At 72.6% G+C, this 20,536-nt stretch carries 15 protein-coding genes; 7 read left to right on the top strand and 8 right to left on the bottom strand.

What is annotated here, in order from left to right:
• Positions 1-7 precede the first annotated feature (7 nt).
• The 5 genes from HEP81_RS13495 to HEP81_RS13475 all read right to left on the bottom strand — a co-directional run bounded on the left by HEP81_RS13495 (position 8) and on the right by HEP81_RS13475 (position 6,655).
• The gene (locus HEP81_RS13495; protein WP_051850204.1) at positions 8-1,849 is read right to left on the bottom strand and encodes a DUF2264 domain-containing protein; all 1,842 of its coding nucleotides are present in this window, start codon (positions 1,847-1,849) and stop codon (positions 8-10) included.
• Positions 1,850-1,918: 69 nt separating this feature from the next.
• Entirely contained in the window at positions 1,919-2,899 is a 981-nt protein-coding gene (locus HEP81_RS13490) for a hydroxyacid dehydrogenase (RefSeq protein ID WP_037656582.1), read from the bottom strand.
• 186 nt (positions 2,900-3,085) lie between these two features.
• Positions 3,086-4,738 (bottom strand): extracellular solute-binding protein, encoded by a 1,653-nt coding sequence (locus tag HEP81_RS13485; RefSeq protein WP_037656544.1) that lies wholly within the window; start codon positions 4,736-4,738, stop codon positions 3,086-3,088.
• 82 nt (positions 4,739-4,820) lie between these two features.
• Positions 4,821-5,804, bottom strand: a complete 984-nt coding sequence (locus tag HEP81_RS13480; RefSeq protein ID WP_338058743.1) for a carbohydrate ABC transporter permease — start codon at positions 5,802-5,804, stop codon at positions 4,821-4,823.
• A complete protein-coding gene (locus tag HEP81_RS13475) occupies positions 5,801-6,655 on the bottom strand; it encodes an ABC transporter permease (RefSeq protein WP_037656579.1) in 855 nt (284 codons plus the stop codon). The genes HEP81_RS13480 and HEP81_RS13475 overlap by 4 nt, the downstream gene beginning before the upstream one ends.
• A gap of 491 nt (positions 6,656-7,146) precedes the next feature.
• On the opposite strand from HEP81_RS13475, the gene HEP81_RS13470 reads away from it, so the two are divergent.
• From HEP81_RS13470 to HEP81_RS13460, 3 genes are all read left to right on the top strand, one after another.
• Positions 7,147-8,244 carry a LacI family DNA-binding transcriptional regulator gene (locus HEP81_RS13470; protein WP_037656541.1) on the top strand — a complete coding sequence of 366 codons (1,098 nt, stop codon included), beginning with the start codon at positions 7,147-7,149 and terminating at the stop codon, positions 8,242-8,244.
• A gap of 546 nt (positions 8,245-8,790) precedes the next feature.
• Positions 8,791-9,192: a DUF6083 domain-containing protein gene (locus HEP81_RS13465; protein ID WP_037656539.1), complete on the top strand. Its 402-nt coding sequence runs from the start codon at positions 8,791-8,793 to the stop codon at positions 9,190-9,192.
• An 899-nt stretch (positions 9,193-10,091) separates the two neighbouring features.
• Positions 10,092-13,256: an AfsR/SARP family transcriptional regulator gene (locus tag HEP81_RS13460; protein ID WP_243279797.1), complete on the top strand. Its 3,165-nt coding sequence runs from the start codon at positions 10,092-10,094 to the stop codon at positions 13,254-13,256.
• 55 nt (positions 13,257-13,311) lie between these two features.
• Here HEP81_RS13460 and metK read toward each other — a convergent pair whose 3' ends face one another.
• The 3 genes from metK to HEP81_RS13445 form a co-directional block, all read right to left on the bottom strand.
• On the bottom strand, positions 13,312-14,547 hold the full coding sequence (gene metK, locus HEP81_RS13455) for a methionine adenosyltransferase (protein ID WP_037656538.1): 1,236 nt from the start codon (positions 14,545-14,547) through the stop codon (positions 13,312-13,314).
• Positions 14,548-14,570: 23 nt separating this feature from the next.
• Positions 14,571-15,005: a hypothetical protein gene (locus tag HEP81_RS13450; RefSeq protein ID WP_037656537.1), complete on the bottom strand. Its 435-nt coding sequence runs from the start codon at positions 15,003-15,005 to the stop codon at positions 14,571-14,573.
• Between the two features lie 98 nt (positions 15,006-15,103).
• The gene (locus HEP81_RS13445; RefSeq protein ID WP_051850202.1) at positions 15,104-16,639 is read right to left on the bottom strand and encodes an amino acid adenylation domain-containing protein; all 1,536 of its coding nucleotides are present in this window, start codon (positions 16,637-16,639) and stop codon (positions 15,104-15,106) included.
• A gap of 204 nt (positions 16,640-16,843) precedes the next feature.
• On the opposite strand from HEP81_RS13445, the gene HEP81_RS13440 reads away from it, so the two are divergent.
• The 4 genes from HEP81_RS13440 to HEP81_RS13425 are packed head-to-tail and all read left to right on the top strand — an operon-like array spanning position 16,844 to position 20,485.
• Entirely contained in the window at positions 16,844-17,605 is a 762-nt protein-coding gene (locus HEP81_RS13440; protein ID WP_157854451.1) for an alpha/beta fold hydrolase, read from the top strand.
• The gene (locus tag HEP81_RS13435) at positions 17,602-18,840 is read left to right on the top strand and encodes an MFS transporter (RefSeq protein ID WP_037656536.1); all 1,239 of its coding nucleotides are present in this window, start codon (positions 17,602-17,604) and stop codon (positions 18,838-18,840) included. Before HEP81_RS13440 ends, HEP81_RS13435 begins: the two co-directional genes overlap by 4 nt.
• A gap of 47 nt (positions 18,841-18,887) precedes the next feature.
• A complete protein-coding gene (locus HEP81_RS13430) occupies positions 18,888-19,964 on the top strand; it encodes a thioesterase domain-containing protein (protein ID WP_037656535.1) in 1,077 nt (358 codons plus the stop codon).
• A gap of 26 nt (positions 19,965-19,990) precedes the next feature.
• Positions 19,991-20,485 (top strand): SAM-dependent methyltransferase, encoded by a 495-nt coding sequence (locus tag HEP81_RS13425; RefSeq protein ID WP_037656534.1) that lies wholly within the window; start codon positions 19,991-19,993, stop codon positions 20,483-20,485.
• Positions 20,486-20,536 lie beyond the last annotated feature (51 nt).

The raw sequence follows: 20,536 nt of genomic DNA, 5'->3' as shown, positions 1-20,536 counted from the left end.
GGGCGGTTCACCCGGTGGGTCCTTCCGGCTCGGGAAGCGCCTCGCGCAGGGCGCGGGGGAGAGCGGCCAAGGCGCGGGGGAGTCCGGGCAGGGCGCGCCAGTCGGGCGGCTCGGTCCCGGGGGTGCTCCCGTCCGCGGTGGCGAGCACATCGGTGGCCAACCAGTGTTCGCCCGGCGGCAGTTGCCCCCGCAGCACGGGCAGTGCCGTACGGGGCCACAGGAGGTGGCTGTTGGGGTCGGGAAGCATGATCTCGCCCGTGCGCGTCCCGATCAGATCCGCCACGCCACTGGCGAGTTCGCCGCACTCGGCCCGCGCCCCACGGCCCTGCGCCCGGGTGACGGAGCCCTCCAGGGGGACCGCGAAGCCGCCCTCGACCGTGTGCAGCGGGCGGGGCGTGACCAGGCGGTGGACACGGACGTGCCGGCCGGGTCCGGCGGGCAGCAGCCAGGTGTCGACGGTGACATCGGGCCAGGGGTGCCAGCGGGCCCGTACCCGGTCGGCGGTCACGGAGCGGGACGCGCACGCGATCCGGGAGCGCCAGTACAGACCGTCCTCGCTGAGCAGCAGGGCACTGTCGGGAGCGGCGGCCGCCGCGCCGAGCGGACCGGTGGAGACGGAGCAGCCGAAGGCCGTGGAGTACGCGAACCTGCCGTACTTCCCGGGCGCGTTGCGCACCCAGGTGTCCGCGTCGCAGGCCGCCAGCGCCGTCGTGTGCCCGCCGCCGTGCTGCACGAGCAGACCCGCCTGCGGCTGCGGACGCACCGGATCCGTGGCGGGCAGTGGCTCCTCCTCGGCGGTCCAGAACGGGTGCCCGGCGGGCAGGGCGAGCGGCAGGAACGCCTTGAACGCCCAGTACGGGGAGCCCGCCGCGTTGTACTGCTCGCTCATGAAGAGATTCGGGTAGGCGTAGCCGACCGACAGCGTGCCGTCGGCGGCGAACATCGGCCGGCGCGCCCACCAGCGCAGATTCCGCGCCCACAGCCCGCGCAGCACCCCCCAGGGCAGCGCCTCGACCCCCGCGTGGGCGAGCGCGCCCCAGAACGCGCACTGCGCGAACCGGTACGTCAGACTGCGGCCGAGGGGCAGCGCCGCGCCGTCGGCCGCGAACCACTGCCGGAACTCCCCGGCGAACAGCGCGGCCCGCTCCCGTACCCGCGCCACGACCGCCGGATCGGCGTCCGGCGCGAGCGCCGTGTACAGCAGCGAGTACAGATGCAGGGCCCAAGGCCCGTAGTAGTCACAGGGTTTGCCCTCCGGGCCGTCCGAGTACCAGCCACCGCCCCGGTAGAAGTCCTCCACCCGCGCCAGCGCCCGCTCGGTGCGCCCCGGTTCGGGCGGCTCCCCGACCGCCGTCAGGCCCAGCTCCACCATCACCGGGAACAGATGCCAGTTGTTGTCCGGGACGCGTTCGGCCCGCGCGGCCCGGCGCAGCCAGTCGGCGAGCCGCCTCCGCTCCTCCTCGGCGAGCGGCTCCCACAGCTCCCCGGGGGCCAGGGCCAGTGTGCAGCCGAGCACGGACGCCTCGACCAGCCGCTGGTCCATCGCGCCGGGCTCACCCCAGTACCCCGGGTGCTCCGGATCGGTCCCGGCGGCGACGGCCCGGCGGATGCGCTCCCAGCCGTCGTACCGGCCGCCGCCCGCGGCGAACGGGGCCAGCCCCCACAGCGGTCGTACGGTCGCCTCCAGCCGGGCGACCCGGGGTTCGTACGCGGTGCCGGGCGCGGCCAGGGCCGCGTCGTCGGGGTAGGCGTCGGCGAGCGGGGCGCACAGGTCGAGCAGCGCGCGCTGCCAGTCGGCGCGGCTGTGCAGGGGGTTGCCGGAGAACGGGTGCGGGCGGTTGCGGGTCATGGCTCCTCGTTCGGGTCGGGCCTGTGGCCGCGGTGACGGCCGGGCCAGTCTTCCCCCCGTCGGCCCGCCTCAGGCCGAGCGCTCGAACTGCTCACGGACGACCGGATGCGCGAACGGCCGCCCGTGCGCGAGGCGTTCCAGCTCGTCCAGGGCCGAGTCCGCCATCCGGTGCAGCTCACCGCCGAGCGAACCGGCGATGTGCGGGGTGAGCACCACGTTGTCCAGGTCGTACAGCGGGGAGTCGGGCGGCAGGATCTCCGGTTCGGTCACATCCAGTACGGCGTTCAGCCGGCCGCTGGTCAGCTCGCGGGTCAGTGCCCCGGTGTCCACCAGCGCCCCGCGCGCGGTGTTGACCAGCGTGGCGCCGTCCGGCATCAGCTTCAGCCGGCGCTCGTCGATCAGGTGCCGGGTCTCGGGCAGCGCGGGCGCGTGCAGCGAGACCACGTCGCAGCGGGCGCACAGCTCGTCCAGGCCGACCGGCTCCACACCGAGCGCACGGGCCCCCGCCGCGTCCAAGTACGGGTCGTGCAGCAGGAGTGCCAGGTCATAGGGAGCGAGCAGCGCGATGACCCGGCGCCCGGTGCGGGAGGCGCCGACGATGCCGACGCTGCGCCGGTAGTTGCCGGCGTCGCGGTACTCGTGCTGCCAGGGCACCTGACCGCGCACGGCCCGGTACCGGTCGCGCGTGGTCAGCGCCCGCTTGTTGGCGAGCAGGATCATCGCCAGCGCGTACTCGGCCACCGGCAGCGCGTTGGCGTCGGCGGCCGAGGAGAGGGCGATGCCCCGCTCCCAGCAGGCGTCGGTGACGAAGTTCTTCACCGAGCCCGCGGCATGCACCACCGCCCGCAGCCGGGGCGCCCCGGCCAGCACCTCGGGGGTGAGGGGAGGGCAGCCCCAGAAGGTGAACAGCACCTCGGCACGGGCGAGTTCGGCGGCGATGCCGTCAGCGGTGAAGTCGTCGGCGACCAGCGTGGGATCCAGGTCGGCGAGGCCGGTGAGCCGGGCTGTCCGCGCCGGGTCGAGCAGCAGGGGCAGCAGATCGCGCTGCATGGCGAGCAGGACCCGGGGGCGGCCGGGTGCCGGGGCAAGGACCCGGGGGCGGCGGGCCGCGGGGGGCAGGTCGGACACGGGACTCCTCGGGTCAGGGGCGTGGGGCGCCGGCGGAAGGCGGCGCCCCACGCGGGAGATGCGGTACGTCAGCGGGCGGCGGCCGGGCTCACCACGGGATGGCCGGGCTCATCGCGCGGCCGACTTGGCCTCGGCGAACTCCTCGGCCATCCGGTCGATGCCGTTCTGCTGCTTGATCCGGGCGACGGTGCCCTTCCAGTCGGACACCTTCGTCTTGCCGGACACGGCGTCCATCACCGCGGAGTTGAGCGCGGGGGAGACCCCGGCCCACTTGGCGCTGAAGGTGGCCGAGGAGAAGCGGTAGGCGGCCGAGGCGTCCGGCACGCAGATCGGCAGCAGCGCCTTCTGCGAGGTGTAGAGCCGCTTGGCGAGGTCGGCGAGCCCGGGGAAGAACAGCGGCTGGGGCGCCATGTTGAAGTACTGGAACGGCAGGTTGGTGCTGTTCTCCGTCTGCCCGAGCCTGGTCGCGTGCGCCGGGGCGCAGCCCTTGTCGCGGGTGAAGTGCACGCCCTCGACGCCGTACCGGGTCAGCTCGAACTCCTTGGTGCCGAACGGCGCCGCGAAGAAGTCGAGGATCCGCAGCAGCATCTTGATCCGGGCCGGGGAGGACTTCTTGATGACCGTGAACCCGAACACCGAGTCGCCACCCGGAGTGTTGGGCCTGTCGCCGTAGGGGAAGGCGAGGTCGGGGGTGAAGCCCCGCACCTGGGAGAAGATCTGGGCGGCGGCTCCGGTGCCGTTGGACCAGGTGAGCCAGGTGCCGTTGAGGAACTTGGGCTGGGCGTCACCGGCGCCCAGCGTCAGCGCGTCCGGGTTGTAGATCCGGCGCGTGTGGAAGCGGTGCATGTTCTCCATCGCCTGCTCGAACTCCGGGGTGTCGGCGGTGAAACGGAAGCTCCCGCCGGACTCGTCCCACCAGTTGGGGGCGCCGGCCGCACCGGCGTGATAGGTCCAGCCGAACGCGGCCGCGCTCGAACTGCCGATGCCGTAGCGGCCGTTCACGCTCAGCCTGGCCATCGCGTCGGTGAACTCCTGGACGCCGACGCCCCTGCCCCAGATCCCCGCCTTCTCCAGCTTGTCGCGGTCGGCGAACAGACCGACCTGCGGGGCGTTGTAGCGGTAGGTGGGGACGCCGTATATCCCGCCGCCGATCCGGCCCATCAGCTGCCAGCCCCGGGTGGGCAGGGCGGCGAGGTTCGGGTACTCCTTGATCGCGTCGCCGGACAGGTACTCGCTGAGGTCGGCGCACTTGGAGCGGATGAACTCGCTGATGCTGGGCGCGCCGGTGGCCGGGATCATCAGGATGTCCGGCTGGTCGCCGCCCGCCATCATGGTCGCCAGCGCGGTGGTGTAGCTGGTGCCTGTGTCGATGACGAACCGCGGCTTGAGCGTGACACCCATCGCGTCGCCGACGGCCCTGACCAGCCGGTTGGAGGAGTCGAGCTTGACGGCGGCGCCGTAGCTCAGCGCCATGCAGGAGACCGTCGAGCCGTCGCCCGGCTTGCTTCGCACCGACGAAGGCAGCGGCAGCGAGGGGTAGTTGAGGACCGCCGGGGCGCCGTTCTCGGGCAGCGCGGGCAGGTCGTAGTGGACCTTCGCGGGCACATGGGCGGGCCAGGCGGCGTGCTTGGTGCCCTCGTTGGAGACGGACACCGGGCCGCCGCCGTTGTCGCAGGCGGCGAGCGCGGGACCGGCGGCGAGGACGGCGGCTCCGGCACCGGCTGCTCTGAGCACCGAGCGGCGGGACATGTTCAGGGACATGGGGGCTCCAAGCGGACGCGTTTGTTCAGGGGGCGGGGCAGAGCGGAACCGAGCGGTGGGGGCGAGGACTTGACCGCAGGGGTCAGGATTTGACCGCGCCGGTGAGCACGCCCTTGGTGAAGAACCGCTGGACGAAGGGGTAGACGACCAGGACGGGGACGACCGCGAGGACGATGGTGGCCATCAGGGTGGTCCGGGAGGTGTCCTGGAGGGCGCTCGCGGTGGTGCCGTTCGCGTCCGCGGTGACCCCCTGGGTGACCAGCAGCCGCAGCAGGGTGCTGAGCGGCCAGCGGCCGGGGTCGTTGAGGTAGAACAGGGCCCGGAAGAAGTCGTTCCAGTAGGTGACGCCGTAGAAGAACCCGACGACCGCGATCACCGACTTGGACAGCGGCAGCACGATCCGCCACAGGACGGTGAACTCGCCGGCCCCGTCCAGGCGGGCCGCCTCGAACAGCTCGCCGGGCAGTCCCTGGAAGAAGCCGCGCAGCACCACCAGGTTGAACACGTCGACGACGACGGGCAGCACCAGCGAGGGGTAGCTGTCGATCAGCCCGAGGTTGTCGACGACCAGGTAGGCGGGGATGATCCCGGGCGGGAAGAGGAACGCGATCAGCGTCATCTTCAGCACCCAGCCGCCCCCGATCACCCCGGGCCGGGCCAAGGCGTACGCCAGCAGGACGGTCGCGGCCAGCGACACCGCCGTACCGACCACCACCAGCAGGAGCGACATCACCAGGGCGCGGCCCGCGGTGGAGCCGGTGAGGATCTGGTGGAAGGCGTGCAGCGAGAACTCCCGCGGCCACAGCGAGTACCCGCCGTCCGCGGTGACCTGGCGGCTGGAGCTGAGGCTGGTGGCCAGCACCACCCAGAAGGGCGCCACCACGGCCACCGTGATCAGCACCGTCGCCAGCACCTTGCCGGCCGTGGTGAGGGCCCTCGGCTCCTCCTGCCAGGCGGGCCGCCGGGCCTTCGTACGACCGCCCGGCATACGACCGTTCGGCATACGGCTGACCTTGGGGCCGCTGTCCTTCGCTCGGCGGGCCGTCGCCCCGGTGGCCGGGCTCATCGGTAGACCCCCTGCTCGCCGAGCCGGTGGGCGACCTTGTTCGCGGCGACCACCAGGACCAGGGCGACAACGCCCTTGAACAGTCCCGCGGCCGCGGCGACGGACCAGTCGCCGTTGACGGTGGCGTGGTAGTAGACGTACGTGTCGATCACCTCGGATACCCGCTGCCCGAACGAGTCGCGCTGGAGCAGCACTTGGTCGAAGCCGACACTGAAGACGGAACCGAGCCGCATGATCAGCACGAGCACCACGACCGGTCGTACGCCGGGCAGGGTGACATGCCACAAGCGGCGCCAGGGCCCGGCGCCGTCCATGGCCGCCGACTCGTAGAGCTGCTCGTCCACCTGGAAGAGGGCGGCGGTGAAGATCACCGTGGCCCAGCCGCAGTCCTTCCAGATCAGCTCGGCGACCATCATCGGCTGGAACAGCGAGGGGTCGGTGAACAGGTTCACCACATGGTCGCCGCCACCGGACAGCAAATTGGTCAGCACACCGGTGGGGCCCACCATCTGCTGGATCAGGGCGATGGCCACGACCCAGGAGACGAAGTGCGGCAGGAACACCACCGACTGCACGAACTTGCGCACCGGCCCGTTCAGCACGCTGTGCAGCAGCAGCGCCACCGCGAGCGGCACCGGGATGAAGAACACCAGCTGGAACAGGGCGAGGCTCACCGTGTGCCACACGGCCTGCCAGAACCCCGGATCACCGAACAGCGTCCGGAAGTTGGAGATCCCGGCCCAGGGGCTGTTGCTCATCCCGAGAAACGGGATGTAGTGCTGGAAGGCGATCACGTTCATGGCGAGAGCGCCGTACTGGAAGATCACGAAATACAGCACGCCCGGCACCATCATGAGCAGCAGCACCCGGTCCCGCCGCACCCGCTGCCACCGGGACACCGTGTGCCGGGTCGGTGCGGTGGGTGCTTCGGGGGCTGCGCCGGGCCGCTCGGCCGGTGTGCTGCCGGGCCGCTGGCCGACCAGGGACACAGGGGCCTCCTTCCAGGGGCGAGGTGGGGCATCGAGGCGCCGCCGAACACGGCGGGCTGCCCGCAGGGGCCCCCGCCGTCCGATGCGGCTTCAGCATCCGGTCAGGTCCGTAACCCGTCAATGAGGTCGTGCGCACTTGGAACGACCCGGAAGCATCCGGAGCCTTTCCATATCCCGTTCCCTTCCTCTTTCTCCCTCTATTCCTCTTTTCGGTCAGTCACCACCTCGGCAGCCTTTCTGCCTTCACCGGGTCATCGAGGGCTGCCCAACTCCCCTTCGGCGCGCTAGGTTTCTTCCGTTCCCAACAGTTCGAAACCCTTTCCATGCCAGCGCCAAGGGAAATGTGACGCGTGATGCTCTCTCCGGACCGGCACGACCTGCTCCTCGCCCATCTGCGGGAGCACGGTTCGGCACGGATCAGCGATCTCGTGGGCCTGCTGGGGGTCTCCGATGTCACGGTGCGACGCGATGTCGAAGCCCTGGAACGCGAGGGCCTGGTACGGCGCTTCCACGGCGGCGTCGCCCTGGACCGCAGGGCCGCGATCACCGGCCAGGAGCCCGAACGCGCGCCGGACGCACTTCGGTTGGGCCTGCTGCTGCCCAACGGCCCCTACTTCCGTGAGGTGCTGGAGGGGGCCCGCGAGGCGGCGTCGGAGCTCAACGCCGAACTGACCCTCGCCTTCTCCGACTACCAGCCCGAGCAGGACCTGGTGGCCATCCGCCGCCATCTGGACGACGGCGTCGACGGCCTGCTGCTGGCCCCGCCGACCCTGGAGAACTCCCGCCACACCCGCTTCGAGGAACGCCTGCGCGAGCTGAAGATCCCGGTGGTCCTGGTGGAACGCGAACTGCGCTCCACCACCCTGGTCGACCGCCTCGACCATGTGGTCACCGACCACCAGGCCGGTGCCCGGCTGGCCGTGGAGCACCTGGCCCGCCTCGGGCACCGCCGGATCGCCCTCATGGTCAAGGACCTGGGCCCCACGGCCCCCGCCGTCCGCCTCGGCCACACCCACGCTCTGCGCGCCCTGGGTCTCGACCAGGACGCCCCGGTCCACCTGGTCCCGCAGCGCGAGACCTCTCCGCACACCGAGCAGCGCATCGACGAGGTCCTCGACGACCTGCGCGCCCAGGGCGTCACCGCCGTCCTCGCCCACGGCGACGCGGAGGCCATCGTCCTGCTCCAACTGGCGGCGCAGCGCGGCATCCGCGTCCCCCAGGACCTGGCGATCATCTCCTACGACGACGAGGTCGCCGCCCTGGCCAGCGTCCCCCTGACCGCCGTCGCGCCACCGAAACGGGCCCTGGGCCGCAAGGGCATCGAACTCCTCACCTCCCGCCTCCGCTCCCCCCGCCCCCTGCCGGTCCACCATCTGACCCTGCAACCGGCACTGGCGATACGAGCCTCGTGCGGGCGGGGCACGGGGGCCCGCGGACGCAGGGGCTACTGAAACCGGGCCCGGCGTCGCAGCGGCGCTGGACAGGGACCGACTGCGGATGGGCCGGTGCGCACGGGGCCGGTCGCGCGGGGGCTGGCCGCGCATGAGTTGCTGGGCAGAGACCGGCCGCGCACGGATTGCTGCGCGAGGGCCGGTCGCGCGGGGAGGGCTGAACAGAGGTCGACTGCGCACGAGTTGCTGGACACGGGCCGCTCGCGCACGGGTTGTCGGGCAAGGCCGCTCGCGCACAGGTTGTCGGGCAGGGACCGGCCGCGCAAGCGCTGCCGGACAGGGGCAGACTGCGGATGGGTTGGTGCGTGGAGGCCGGTCGCGAGGGGACGGCTGAACGAGGGCCGGTCGTACACGGGCTGCTCAACCGAAGCCAGCCCCCGCCCCCGCCCCGGCCCTCGGGAGCAGATCTCGGCCGTGGCCCCCCGGGCGCCGGTTGCCGGACGCACCCCCCGGGCCGACCCCCGCCTCCTCGGGCCCCGCCCGCCCCACGCGTCCCGTCCGACGAGTGCCCTGCGCCGAGGGCGTCAGGGTGCCGACCCTCGTCGTATGGGGGCTTCGGAGGGGACTCCGCGTCGGCTCGGCGGCGGGCGATCGCGCTGCCCGCACTGCGGTCTGCCGCGGGACCGGGTGGCGACGCTCGGACATGAGTGGGTCATGCTGGAACCGGACCTGAGGCCACTGGCCCACGAGGTGCCGGCGGGGCACCGTTGGATCGAGCTGTCCGACGGACGGGTGACCGTCTACGGCGTCTGCCCACCGGATCCGTTCCAACGGTGCCGCATCGAACACCGCCTCGCCTGCCCGAACCGATCCTTGCCGGACCTGTGGCCGTGGCTGACCGACCGACGGAGCGAGAACGCGCGGCGGGGCGAGGACGTGCGACGGACGGAACGGCGGCACGCGCCCGAGCCGGAACCGCCGCCCGAGGAGTGGCCGGACGCCGGTTGACGAACACGAGAGCCGCCCCTCATGTCTCCCGCCTCCCGTCTTGAGCGGCGCCACCACCCCCTCGGGTCTCCCGCGTTCCGCGCGGTCACTGCCGCCCCTCGGGGCGCCCGTGTTCCGCGCCCGTCACCGCCCCCTCGGGTCCCCACCTTCCGCCGCGCCACCACCCCCTCGGGTCTCCCGCGTTCCGCGCCCCTCACCGTCCCCTCGGGTCGCCCGTGTTCCGCGGCGCCGCCGCCCCTCGGGTCCCCACCTTCCGCACCCGTCACCGCCCCCTCGGGTCGCCCGCGTTCCGCGCCGTCACCGCCCCCTGGGGTCCCCACCTTCCGGGGCGCCGCCGCCCCTCGGCCGGTCCGCGCGCGCACGCGCGTCCCCTTGCTTATTGCCCTTTGCATATTGATTGACCTGCGGGCAAGATGAATTGGATTCTCGACCGGCACCCGCCCGCCCACCCGGATCCGGCAGGCGGCGGATACCGGCGGGATGCGCAGGTGCGCGGCGTCGGCCGTGCGGGCTGAGCGGGGGCAGACATGGAACGTAGCAGCGCGGGAGACGACCGGGCCCACTGTCCGACCGTGACCTCCCCGGATCCGTCGATCCCACCGGGCGCCCCCGCCCGACGCCATCCTGCCTGACACCGGAGACCGGCCCGAGGGAATCGGACCCGGCCATACGTGAGCGGCCAACTGACACCGAGGCGAACCGAGTTGGTTTAGCCCTGGTCAACCGTGCCGCCGATCGGCGAGAACTCGGGCGCCCGGCCGTGTCCACGGCCGCCGGGCCACTCCTGTGCCATGCATCAGGAAACTCATGGCAATCACCGGATGACAGCTGCGAACCGGGGTTACGGTGCTGATCGTTGACCGCGACGCTACGTGTGGGGGAAGGCGAGGGTGGACGACATGATCCTTCGGCTGCTGGGACCGGTCGAGCTGGTTCACAAAGGTCGTGCGCTCGATGTCGGCGGCCCGCGCCAGCGCGTGGTCCTGGCGATGCTGGGGCTGAACGTCAACCGCACGCTGTCCACGGAACAACTCATCGACGCGGTATGGGGCGACGCGCCCCCCGTCACCGCGCGCGGCCAGATCCAGGTCGCGATCTCCACGCTCCGCAAACAGTTCGCCCGCGCCGGCCGGCCCGACGCGATCAGGACCCGGGCCCCCGGCTACGTCCTGGAGCTGGCCCCGGAGAGCGTGGACAGCCTGGAGTTCGACCGGCTGGTCACCAGCGCCCGCGAGGACTCCCGGGCCGACCGCGTCACGGAGGCGGCGGCAACCCTGCGCAAGGCCCTGGACCTGTGGCGCGGCCCCGCCCTCGACGGCATCCCCAGCGACTCCGTACGGCCGGTGGCCCGGCATTACGACGACCGGCGGCTGGCCGCGATCGAGGAGTGTCTGCGCCTGGAACTCCTGCTGGCCAGACACGGTGAGGTCTGTGCCGAACTGACCGTGCTCATCGGCCGGTACCCGCTGCGCGAGCGACTCTACGAGCTCCTCATGCTGGCGCTGTACCGCTCGGGACGGCAGGCGGAGGCGCTGGCGACGTTCCAGCGCGCCCGCAGAGCCCTCGTCGAGGAGATGGGCATCGAGCCGGGGCAGGAACTACGCGATCTGGAACAGGCGATCCTGCGGCAGTCCCCGGCCCTCGACCTCCCCGCACCGCCGCCGCACCGGGCCGTCCCCGCACACCCCGCCGCCCGGCCGGACACCCCGGACGCCATGAACACCGCAGGCACCCCGGGCACCCCGGACGCCCGCGACACCCCGGACACCCGGGACAGCGGCTTCCGTCTCATCCCCCGCCAACTCCCCGCCACCATCGGCGACTTCACCGGCCGTCGCGCCCAGCTGGACGAGATCAAGGAACTGCTCGTGGCCTCCTCCCGCGCGGAGAGCCCGGGCTACGCCGTGCCGATCGTGGACATCTCCGGCCCCGGCGGCGTGGGCAAGTCGGCCCTCGCCGTACGCGCCGCCCATGAGGTGAGCAAGCACTTCCCCGACGGCCATCTGTACGCCGACCTGCACACCGTCTCCGGCGACGCGCAGATCACCGCCCTGCTGGCCCGCTTCCTGCGGGCCCTCGGCATCCCGGCCAAGGCCATCCCCGACGACGCCCAGGAGCGGGCCGAGATGTACCGCAGCAGGCTCGCGGACAGCCGGGTGCTGGTGGTCCTGGACGGTGTGACCGGCGCGGAACAGGTGACCCCGCTGCTGCCCGGAAGCGGCGGCTGCGCGGTGATCACCACGAGCCGGGCCCGGCTGGCCGGCACCGACGGCGTCCGCGGTATCGACCTCGCCGCCTTCGACATGGCCAACGCCCTGGAACTGCTGGCCGGCATCGTCGGCCGCGAGCGCGTCCAGGCGGAACTCGACACGGCCGTCGAACTGGTCAACCTCTGCGACGCGCTGCCCCTGGCACTGCGGATCGCCGGCGCCCGGCTGGCCTCCCACCCCCACTGGCGGATCGAGTGGCTGGTCCAGCGGCTGCGGGACGAGCGCCGCCGCCTGGACGAACTGAGCCACCGCGGCCTCGAACTGCGCTCCACCATCAGCCTCACGTACCGGGCGCTGCCCCCGACCGCCCAGCGCCTGTTCCGGCTGTTCTCCCTGGTCCAGGCCCCCGACTCGCCCGCCTGGGTCGCCGCCGCCCTGCTGGACACGGACTTCGCCGCCGCGGAGGACACCCTGGACGCCCTGGTCGAGGCCCAGGTCATGGACACCGTGCGGTACCCGGACTCGCTCTGGCCGCGCTACCGCTTCCACGACCTCATACGCGCCTATGCCCGCGAGGAACTCCTCGCCACCGAGCCCCCCGAGGAACAGGACGCCGCCCTGGCCCGGGTGCTCGGCGGCTGGCTCTCCCTGGTCGAGGAGGCCCACCGGGAGGAGTACGGCGGCGACTACACGATCATCCACGGCCGCGCCGAGCGCTGGAAACTCCCCGCGGACGCCGACGTGGAGCCCGCCGGGAGACCGATGGAGCGGCTGAGCGGGGAGCGCCGGGCGCTGGTGACGGCCGTACGGCAGGCCGCCGCGGCCGGCATGGACGAGCTGTGCTGGGACCTCGCCCTCACCTCGGTCACCCTGTTCGAGGCCAAGGGGTACTTCGACGACTGGAAGGAGACCACGCGCCTGGCGTACGAGGCGTCGGCCCGCGCCGGAAACCGCATCGGCCAGGCCGCGATGTCGTACTCCCTGGGCACCCTGCACATGTTCCAGACCCAGATGGAACAGGCGGACGAGCGCTTCGGCCGGGCCCGGGAGCTGTTCGAGGCGGAGGGCCACGACCACGGGCGCGCCCTGGTGCTGCGCAACGCCGCCTACCTGGACAGCGTGCGCGGGGACGACGCCGCCATGCGGGAGAAGTACGACGAGGCGCTGGCCATCACCAGGCTGGTGGGCGACCGGATCGGCGAGGCCCACATCCTGCGCAGCCTGGCCGGCTGGTGGCTGGCCTCGGGGCACACCGAGCGCGCCCGCACCCTGCTGGAACAGGCCCTCACCATCTCCCGGGAGGAGAACTGCCTGCGCGTCCAGGCGCAGGTGCTCCAGCGGTTCGCCGAGCTGCACCTCGCGCTCGACCAGCCCCGGCAGGCCCAGGAGGCGCTGCGGGAGGTCCTGCGGATCGTGCGGGACAGCGGGGACCGGATCGGGGAGGCGTACGCGCTGTACGGCCTCGGCGCGCTCCGCCGCCGGGAGAAGCGGCTGGACAGCGCCACCGACACGCTGACCCGCGCGCTGAACCTGTCGCGGCAGGTGGGGGAGCGGGTCGTGGAGGCCAGGTCGCGCTACGCGCTCGCCGAGATCGCCCTGGTACGGGGCGATCACCAGCTGGCCGCCACCCATCTGGAGGCGGCGCGCGACCTGTTCGCCGAACTCGGCTCCCGGACCTGGCTGGAGCGGACCGAGGGCCTGATGATCGAGGCCGGCGGCCCGGACACCGCGGCCCCCGGGACGACGGCCCTCACCACGCCCGGCCCGCCCACGACCGCCCCCGGCACCACCACCGTCACCCCGGCCCCCGCCGAACAGACCTCCCCGCGGGACCCGGGCGCTCGGGTCGGCTGAGCAACCCCGCCTCAGCAGAGCGGAGTTCACCGGTCCTCCCGGCGGCGCCTCCGGCTCAGCCCTGCGCCGCTCCCGGCTCCCCACCGGAGGCCGCCACCGCCCGCAGCCGCTCCGCGCGGTCCACCCGCTCCCAGGTGAAGTCGGGCAGCTCGCGGCCGAAGTGACCGTAGGCGGCCGTCTGGGCGTAGATCGGGCGCAGCAGGTCGAGATCGCGGATGATCGCGGCCGGTCGCAGGTCGAAGACCTCGGTCACCGCGTCCTGGATGCGCGCCACCGGCACGGTCTCGGTGCCGAAGGTCTCCACGAACAGTCCGACCGGCTCCGCCTTGCCGATCGCGTACGCCACCTGCACCTCGGCCCGCCGGGCCAGACCGGCCGCCACGATGTTCTTGGCGACCCAGCGCATCGCGTACGCGGCACTGCGGTCCACCTTGGACGGGTCCTTGCCCGAGAACGCGCCGCCACCGTGCCGGGCCATGCCGCCGTACGTGTCGATGATGATCTTCCGCCCGGTCAGGCCCGCGTCCCCCATCGGGCCGCCGATCTCGAACCGGCCGGTGGGGTTGACCAGCAGCCGGTAGCCCTCGGTGTCGATGCCGAGGGCGGCCAGCTCGGGCTCCACCACCTGCGCGCGGATGTCCGGCACGAGGGTCGCGTCCAGGTCGGTGTCGGCGGCGTGCTGCGCGGAGACGACGACCGTGTCGAGGCGGACCGGCCGGTCGTCGTCGTACTCGATGGTGACCTGCGTCTTCCCGTCCGGGCGCAGATACGGCAGGGTGCCGTTCCTGCGGACCTCGGACAGCCGCCGGGACAGCCGGTGGGCCAGGGTGATCGGCAGCGGCATCAGCTCCGGCGTCTCGTCGCAGGCGTAGCCGAACATCAGGCCCTGGTCGCCCGCGCCCTGGCGGTCCAGCTCGTCGGCCTCCCCGCCCGCGGTGGCGCCCTCGACACGGGACTCGTACGCCGTGTCCACGCCCTGCGCGATGTCCGGGGACTGTGCGCCGATGGACACGGAGATGCCGCAGGAGGCGCCGTCGAAGCCCTTGAGCGAACTGTCGTAGCCGATCTGGAGGATGCGGTCCCGCACCAGGGCCGCGATCGGGGCGTACGCGGTGGTCGTCACCTCGCCCGCGACATGCACCAGGCCGGTGGTGACCAGGGTCTCCACGGCGACCCGTGAGGCCGGGTCCTCCTTGAGAAGGGCGTCCAGGACGGTGTCGCTGATCTGGTCGGCGATCTTGTCGGGATGGCCCTCGGTCACGGATTCCGAGGTGAACAGACGACGTGACACGGTGACTCCTCAGGACGTGGCGGTCAGTGGTGGTTGCGCGCTTGCCGTCGCGGCGGCCCGGCCTGCGCCGGTTCCGGTTCCGGCGCCGGTTCGTCCCCGGCCCATACGTCACCCCGGATCAGCAGCTCGCCCGGTACGGCCCGGCGCACCACGAGGTAGACCTCGTCGCCCGGCACCCCGAGCAGCGCGCTCAACTCGTCGCGCAGCAGCCGCAGCAGCCGGCCCACGGTCTCCCGGGGATAGCTCGCCTTGCAGGTGATGAAGCCGATCGGGGCGCACGGGTGCCCGGCGGGGCGATCCCATTCGGGCCGGTGCGCCGCGTCGGGGTCGAGCCGCTGCCAGGTCACCCAGCAGTGCTGCGGGGAGATGCCCAGCAGCCCGGTGACCGCCTCGGCGATCTTCGCCAGGGCGGGGCGGCCGGGTCCGGCGTCGGGCGACATCAGGGTGATGACGGGCATGGAACTGCCTTTCTCGGCTGGGTTGTTCCCCCGGAGGTGTACGAGACCGGGGCGTGGCGAACCGGAGGCGGGGGCCGGAGGTGCGGCCGCCCGCGCGCTCACCCGTCGAGCGTGGCGAGCAGCTCCGACCGGTCGACCTTCCCGTTGGCCGTCACCGGCAGTCGCCGTACGCGCCGTACGACGTCCGGCACGGCGTGCGCGGGCAGCCGCAGGGACAGGGAGCGGCGCAGCAGCACCGGGTCCTCGTCCGTCTCGGCGGCGGAGGTGTAGAACAGCGCGAGCCGGTCGTAGTTGCCCAGTTGGCCGGGGACCGGGACGGCCACGCAGTGTGTGATGCCGGGCAGTTCGGCCGCGTGGGCCTCGATCTCCTCCGGCTCGATGCGATAGCCGCGGATCTTGACCTGGCGGTCGGTGCGCCCGGTGAAGTGGAGGACCCCGTCGGCGTCCTTCAGTCCGTGGTCCCCGGTCCGGTAGAGGCGGATGCCGGACGACGGGTGCGCGGTGAAGCGCGCGGCGGTGAGGTCCGGATCGCCCAGGTAGCCGAGCGCCAGCCCCGCACCGCTGACGCACAACTCGCCCGTGACTCCCGGCGGGCACTCCCGCCCGGCCTCGTCCAGCACATGCACCCGGGTGCCGGGGACCGGGCGGCCGATGGGGACGCCGTGCTCGGCCGCGCAGTCCGCCGCGGTGATGGGGTGCACGGTGGCGAACACACAACTCTCCACCGGGCCATAGCCGTTGATCAGCCGGATGCCGGGGTGAGCGTCGAGGAACTGGCCCACATGCGCGGCCGACAGCCGCTCCCCGCCGATGTACAGGCCGCGCAGGCCCCGGAAGCAGTCCGTGTCGATCTCGGTGAACAGGTTGAACAGGGAGGACGTGAGCCAGGCGGTGTCGACCCCGCAGGTGTCGATCAGCTCGCGCAGGGTGTCCGGCAGGAGGTAGTCCTCCGCGGCGGTGACACAGGTGCCGCCGGTGGTGAGCGTCCCCCACAGCTCCAGGGAGAAGGCGTCCCAGGACGAGGGGGCCGCCTGAAGCATGACCGTGCCGGGCCCGAAGGCGAGGGGACCGTCCGCCGTGAACAGCCGGGTGGTGGCCGCGTGCGGGGACACCACGCCCTTCGGGGCGCCGCTGGTGCCGGAGGTGAAGAAGACGGTGGCGGGGACGTCGGACGGCCCGTCGTAGGCACGGAACCCGCTCACCCCTGGGGCGGCGGCCGCATCCGCGAACGCGTCGAATCCGGCCGGGGGTTGCCACACCGGCCAGGGTCCGAACCGCTTCCCGGCGGCTTCCTCCGCCGTCTCCCCGGAGTCCGTCACCAGCACCGGCCCGCCCAGCTGCCCGAGCACGGACTCGACCCGCTCCCGGGGCCACCGCGGATCCAGCGCGGCATATCCGGCACCGCACTTGAGCACCGCGAGCAGGGCGGCGTACAGCCGGGCCGAGCGCGGCAGCAGGACGGGGACCAGCGTGCCCGGACCCGCGCCGGCCGCCGTCAGCTCGGCCGCCCAGGCGTCCGCCGCCGCGTCGAGCGTGGCGTAGTCGAGCCGGGTGGAGCCGTCCACCACGGCCAGTGCCTCCGGCCGGGTCCTGGCCCGGTGTGCGACCGCCCGGTGGACGAGGCCGACTCCCATGGAAATCCCTCCGGTTCCAAGACGGTACGAGGACCGGGCCGACCGGAATTCCGGCAACCCGCCACCGATACTCCGCCCCCTTCACTCGCGGTGTCACGTACCCGAATCCGGGGACAGCGCCCGGAGTTGACTTCATGCGCCATGGAATCGGAATCTGACGGGGCCGGGCAGCCACCTCGGCTTTCCACAAGGGGGTTGATCTCAATGAGCGTTGCCGGACCGGAAGACCGTGTTCTTCCCACACCGGCCCTGGCGGGACACGGCAGTGGTGTCCAACTGCTGGACTACGACGCCGTTCCCGGGCGCTCCGGAGCCGGCGGCGCCCCGGGCAGCATGCTCCTGCTGCATGGATTCGGCGGCGACAAGACCCAGCTGAGGCCCATCGGGGACGCCCTGTGCCCGCCCGGCTCCGTCGCCGTCCACCCCTCGCTGCGCGCCCACGGCGACAGCCACCAGCCGGCCTGGGGCTACTCGGTACTGGACTTCTCCGCCGACCTGCACCGCGTCGCCGACATCCTCCCCGACGAGGTGCACCTGGTCGGATACTCGTACGGCGGCCTGGTGGCCGCCGTCTCCGCGGTCACCTGGGGAGCGTCCCGGGTCCGCAGCCTCGTGGTGATCGACCAGTCCTTCGACGCGCACCCCGCGCTGCACGAGGCCGACGAGTGGGCCGAGGGCAGCCTGCTGCGCTGGACCTACGACTTCGGGCATCTGCCGGACCTGCTGGAGCGCCTCGGCGTCCCGGTGCTGGTCCTGGCCGGCGCCGACAGCCGCAACATCCTGCCCGACGAGCGCGAGCGCCTCGCGGCCCGCGGCGGAACGCTACGGCTGGAAACGATCCGGGGATCGCACGCCGACTGCTATCGCAACACGGCCGAGATCACCGCGGCGATGCGTGATTTCTACCAGAACGGATTCCCCGGGATTCCCGGCAGGGAAATCGCCGAGGAGGGCGAAGTCGCATGAAATCCCGTCTTGTCGAGGAAGGCCCCGCCCGCACCCTCGTACTGGGCACACTCGCCAATTCCCTCGGAAACGGCGTCTTCGTCACCTGTTCCGCTCTCTATTTCACCCGGATCGCGGGATTCACCCCGGCCCAGCTCGGTCTGGGCCTGAGCATCGCCGGTATCGCCGGACTGTTCGCGGGCGTCCCCTTCGGACACCTCGCCGACCGCCGGGGCCCGCGCGGCACCGCGGCGGCCCTCCTCGTCCTCGCGGGCCTCGCCACCGGCGCCTATCTGCTGACCGACGCGTACCCGCTGTTCATCGTGTTCGCCTTCCTGTACGCGCTGTTCGACCGCGGCGCCTACGCGGCCCGCCAGGCGCTGATCCCGGCCGTGCTGGAGGGCGAGAACCTGGTCCGGGTCCGCGCCAAGATCCGCGTCGTCACCAATGTGGGCGTCTCGGCCGGCGCCGCGCTCGGCGGTCTCGCCCTGCTGTGGGACACCGGAACCGCGTACCGGCTCACCTTCCTGCTCAACGCGCTGAGCTTCGTGGTCTGCGGCCTGGTGTTCCTGCGGCTGCCCGCCGTACCGCCCGCCCCGCAGCGCCCGCCGGGCGAACCGCGGCTCGCGGTACTGCGCGACACCCCGTACGCGCTGCTCGCCGTGCTCAACATGGTGATGCAGCTGCACATCCCGATCCTCGAAGTGATCCTGCCGCTGTGGATCGCGCTGCACACCGGCGCCCCGCACGCGCTCACCGCCGTACTCCTGCTCCTGAACACCCTCGCCTGCGTGGGGCTCCAGGTCCCCGTGACCAAGAAGATCGACGAACTGCGCTCCGCCGTCCGCGCCTTCCGCGTCGCCGGAGTGGCCCTGCTCGGCTGCTGCGCGGCCTTCGCGCTCTCCTCGGGCCGCGGCCCCTGGGCGGCGACCGTGACCCTGGTGGTGGCCGCGGCCCTGCATGTGTACGGCGAGATGGTCCAGTCGGCCGGCTCCTGGGTGATCGGCTACGAACTCGCCCCGCCCACCAAACAGGGCCAGTACCAGGGCCTGTTCAACACCGGCATCGCGGCGGTGCAGATGTTCGGGCCGGTCTCCCTGACCCTGCTCCTCATCGACTGGGGCACCCCCGGCTGGCTGACCCTGGGCGCGGTGTTCCTGGTCGGCGGACTGGCGATGGCACCGGCCGTGCGCTGGGCCGAGCGCCGCAGGGCCGCTTCCGCGCAAGCCGCCCCCGCGACGGTCACCGCCGCCTGACCGGCCCCCGCATCACATCCCCTACGACACACCGGACGAGGGAGACGATGACTCACCCCAACCCGACCACGGACCCCGGGCGCGACGGAGTGGAACTCCAACTGGCGGACGTCTGGCGCCGGTTGCTGGGCCGCGACGACGTCGGCATCCATGACGACTTCTTCTCGCTCGGCGGCCACTCGCTGCTCGCCATCAAGCTGACCGTCGAGGTGCGCAGGCTCTTCCAGGTCGACCTGACCGCCGCCGACCTGCTCGCCGCGGCCACCGTCGCCGAGCTCGCGGAGATCGTCCGCCGGGGCACCGCCGACCGGCAGGGCCAGCTGGTCCGCATCCAGCAGGGCACGGGCCGCAGCCCGGTGTACGCCCTGCCGCCGGTGTCCGGAACCGTGCTGCTCTACCCGCCCATCGCCCGCGCCATGGGCCTCGACCAGCCCTTCTGGGCCGTCCAGTCGCTGGGGCTGCTGCCCGGTGAGGAGCCCCTGACCTCCATCGAGGAGATCTCCGAGCACTTCATCGAGCAGCTGCGCACCGTCCACCCCGAGGGCGCCGAGTGGAACCTGATGGGCTACTCGATGGGCGGACTGCTCGCCTACGAGACCGCCCGCCGCCTCAAGGAACGCGGCGAGCGCGTCGGACTCGTCGGCCTGCTCGACACCCGGATCACCGTCGAGCCCAGCGCCGACCCGGACTTCGCGCTGCGCGCCCTGCTGTGGCGCGGGCTCAAGCTGGAGCTGGACATCGACTGGCTGCGCGGACTGGACCCGGACGCCCGGGCGAGGACCCTGGTGGAACGGGCCGTCGAGGCCGGCACCATGCCCGCCGACTTCGACGCCGACCGGCTGCGCCGCATGATCGACATGTACCAGTTCAACCTGGACGCCCTGGCCGCCTACGAGATCAAGCCGTACGACGGCCCGGTCACCGTCTTCCGGGTCACCGACCGCTCGATGGAGGGCGGGACGCTCCCCGAGGACCTGGGCTGGAGCGAGGTCGCCGAACGCGCCGTCGTCGTCGACGTCCCCGGCGACCACTTCACGATGGTCGAGCCCGGCCAGGTCGAGGTCCTGGGCCGCCGGCTGCGCGAACAGCTCGACCTGGCGGCCGCGCCCGCCGTCGCCTCCTGACCACCGCGACCCGCAGAGGAGCACTCGTGCAGGAACCGAACGGCACCCCGCCCGCGTACCTCCTCCGGCCCATCGGTGTCGTCCGCTCGCCCCGCAGCGTGCCCGAGCACGACCACTGGGGCGAGGTCACCTCCGTCATCGAACTGGACCCGGAACGGCTGCGGCCCGAGGCCGTGACCGGCCTGGAGCGGTTCTCGCACCTGGAGATCGTCTTCCACTTCCATCTGATCCCCGAGACGGCGGCCGTCACCGGCGACTGCCACCCCCGGGACCGCACGGACCTGCCCCGCCTCGGCATCCTCGCCCAGCGCCTGAAGGAACGCCCCAACCGGCTCGGCGTCTCGCGCTGCGAACTGGTCCGGGTCGACGGCCTGACCCTGCACGTCCGGGCGCTGGACGCGCTGGACGGCACGCCGGTCCTCGACGTCAAGCCGTACCAGAGGCTCTTCGCGCCGCGGCCGGACACGGTCCGCGAACCGGACTGGCTGCACGAGGCGATGTCCCGGTACTACGCGCCCTGAGCACCACGCACCCTGACGAACAGCACGCTCCTCGCGCCACTTCGCACCGCC

The organism is Streptomyces griseofuscus (assembly GCF_014673495.1).
GTDB lineage: Bacteria > Actinomycetota > Actinomycetes > Streptomycetales > Streptomycetaceae > Streptomyces > Streptomyces murinus.
Note: the sequence above shows the minus strand (reverse complement) of the source record. Positions and strands in the feature narration are given on the sequence as shown.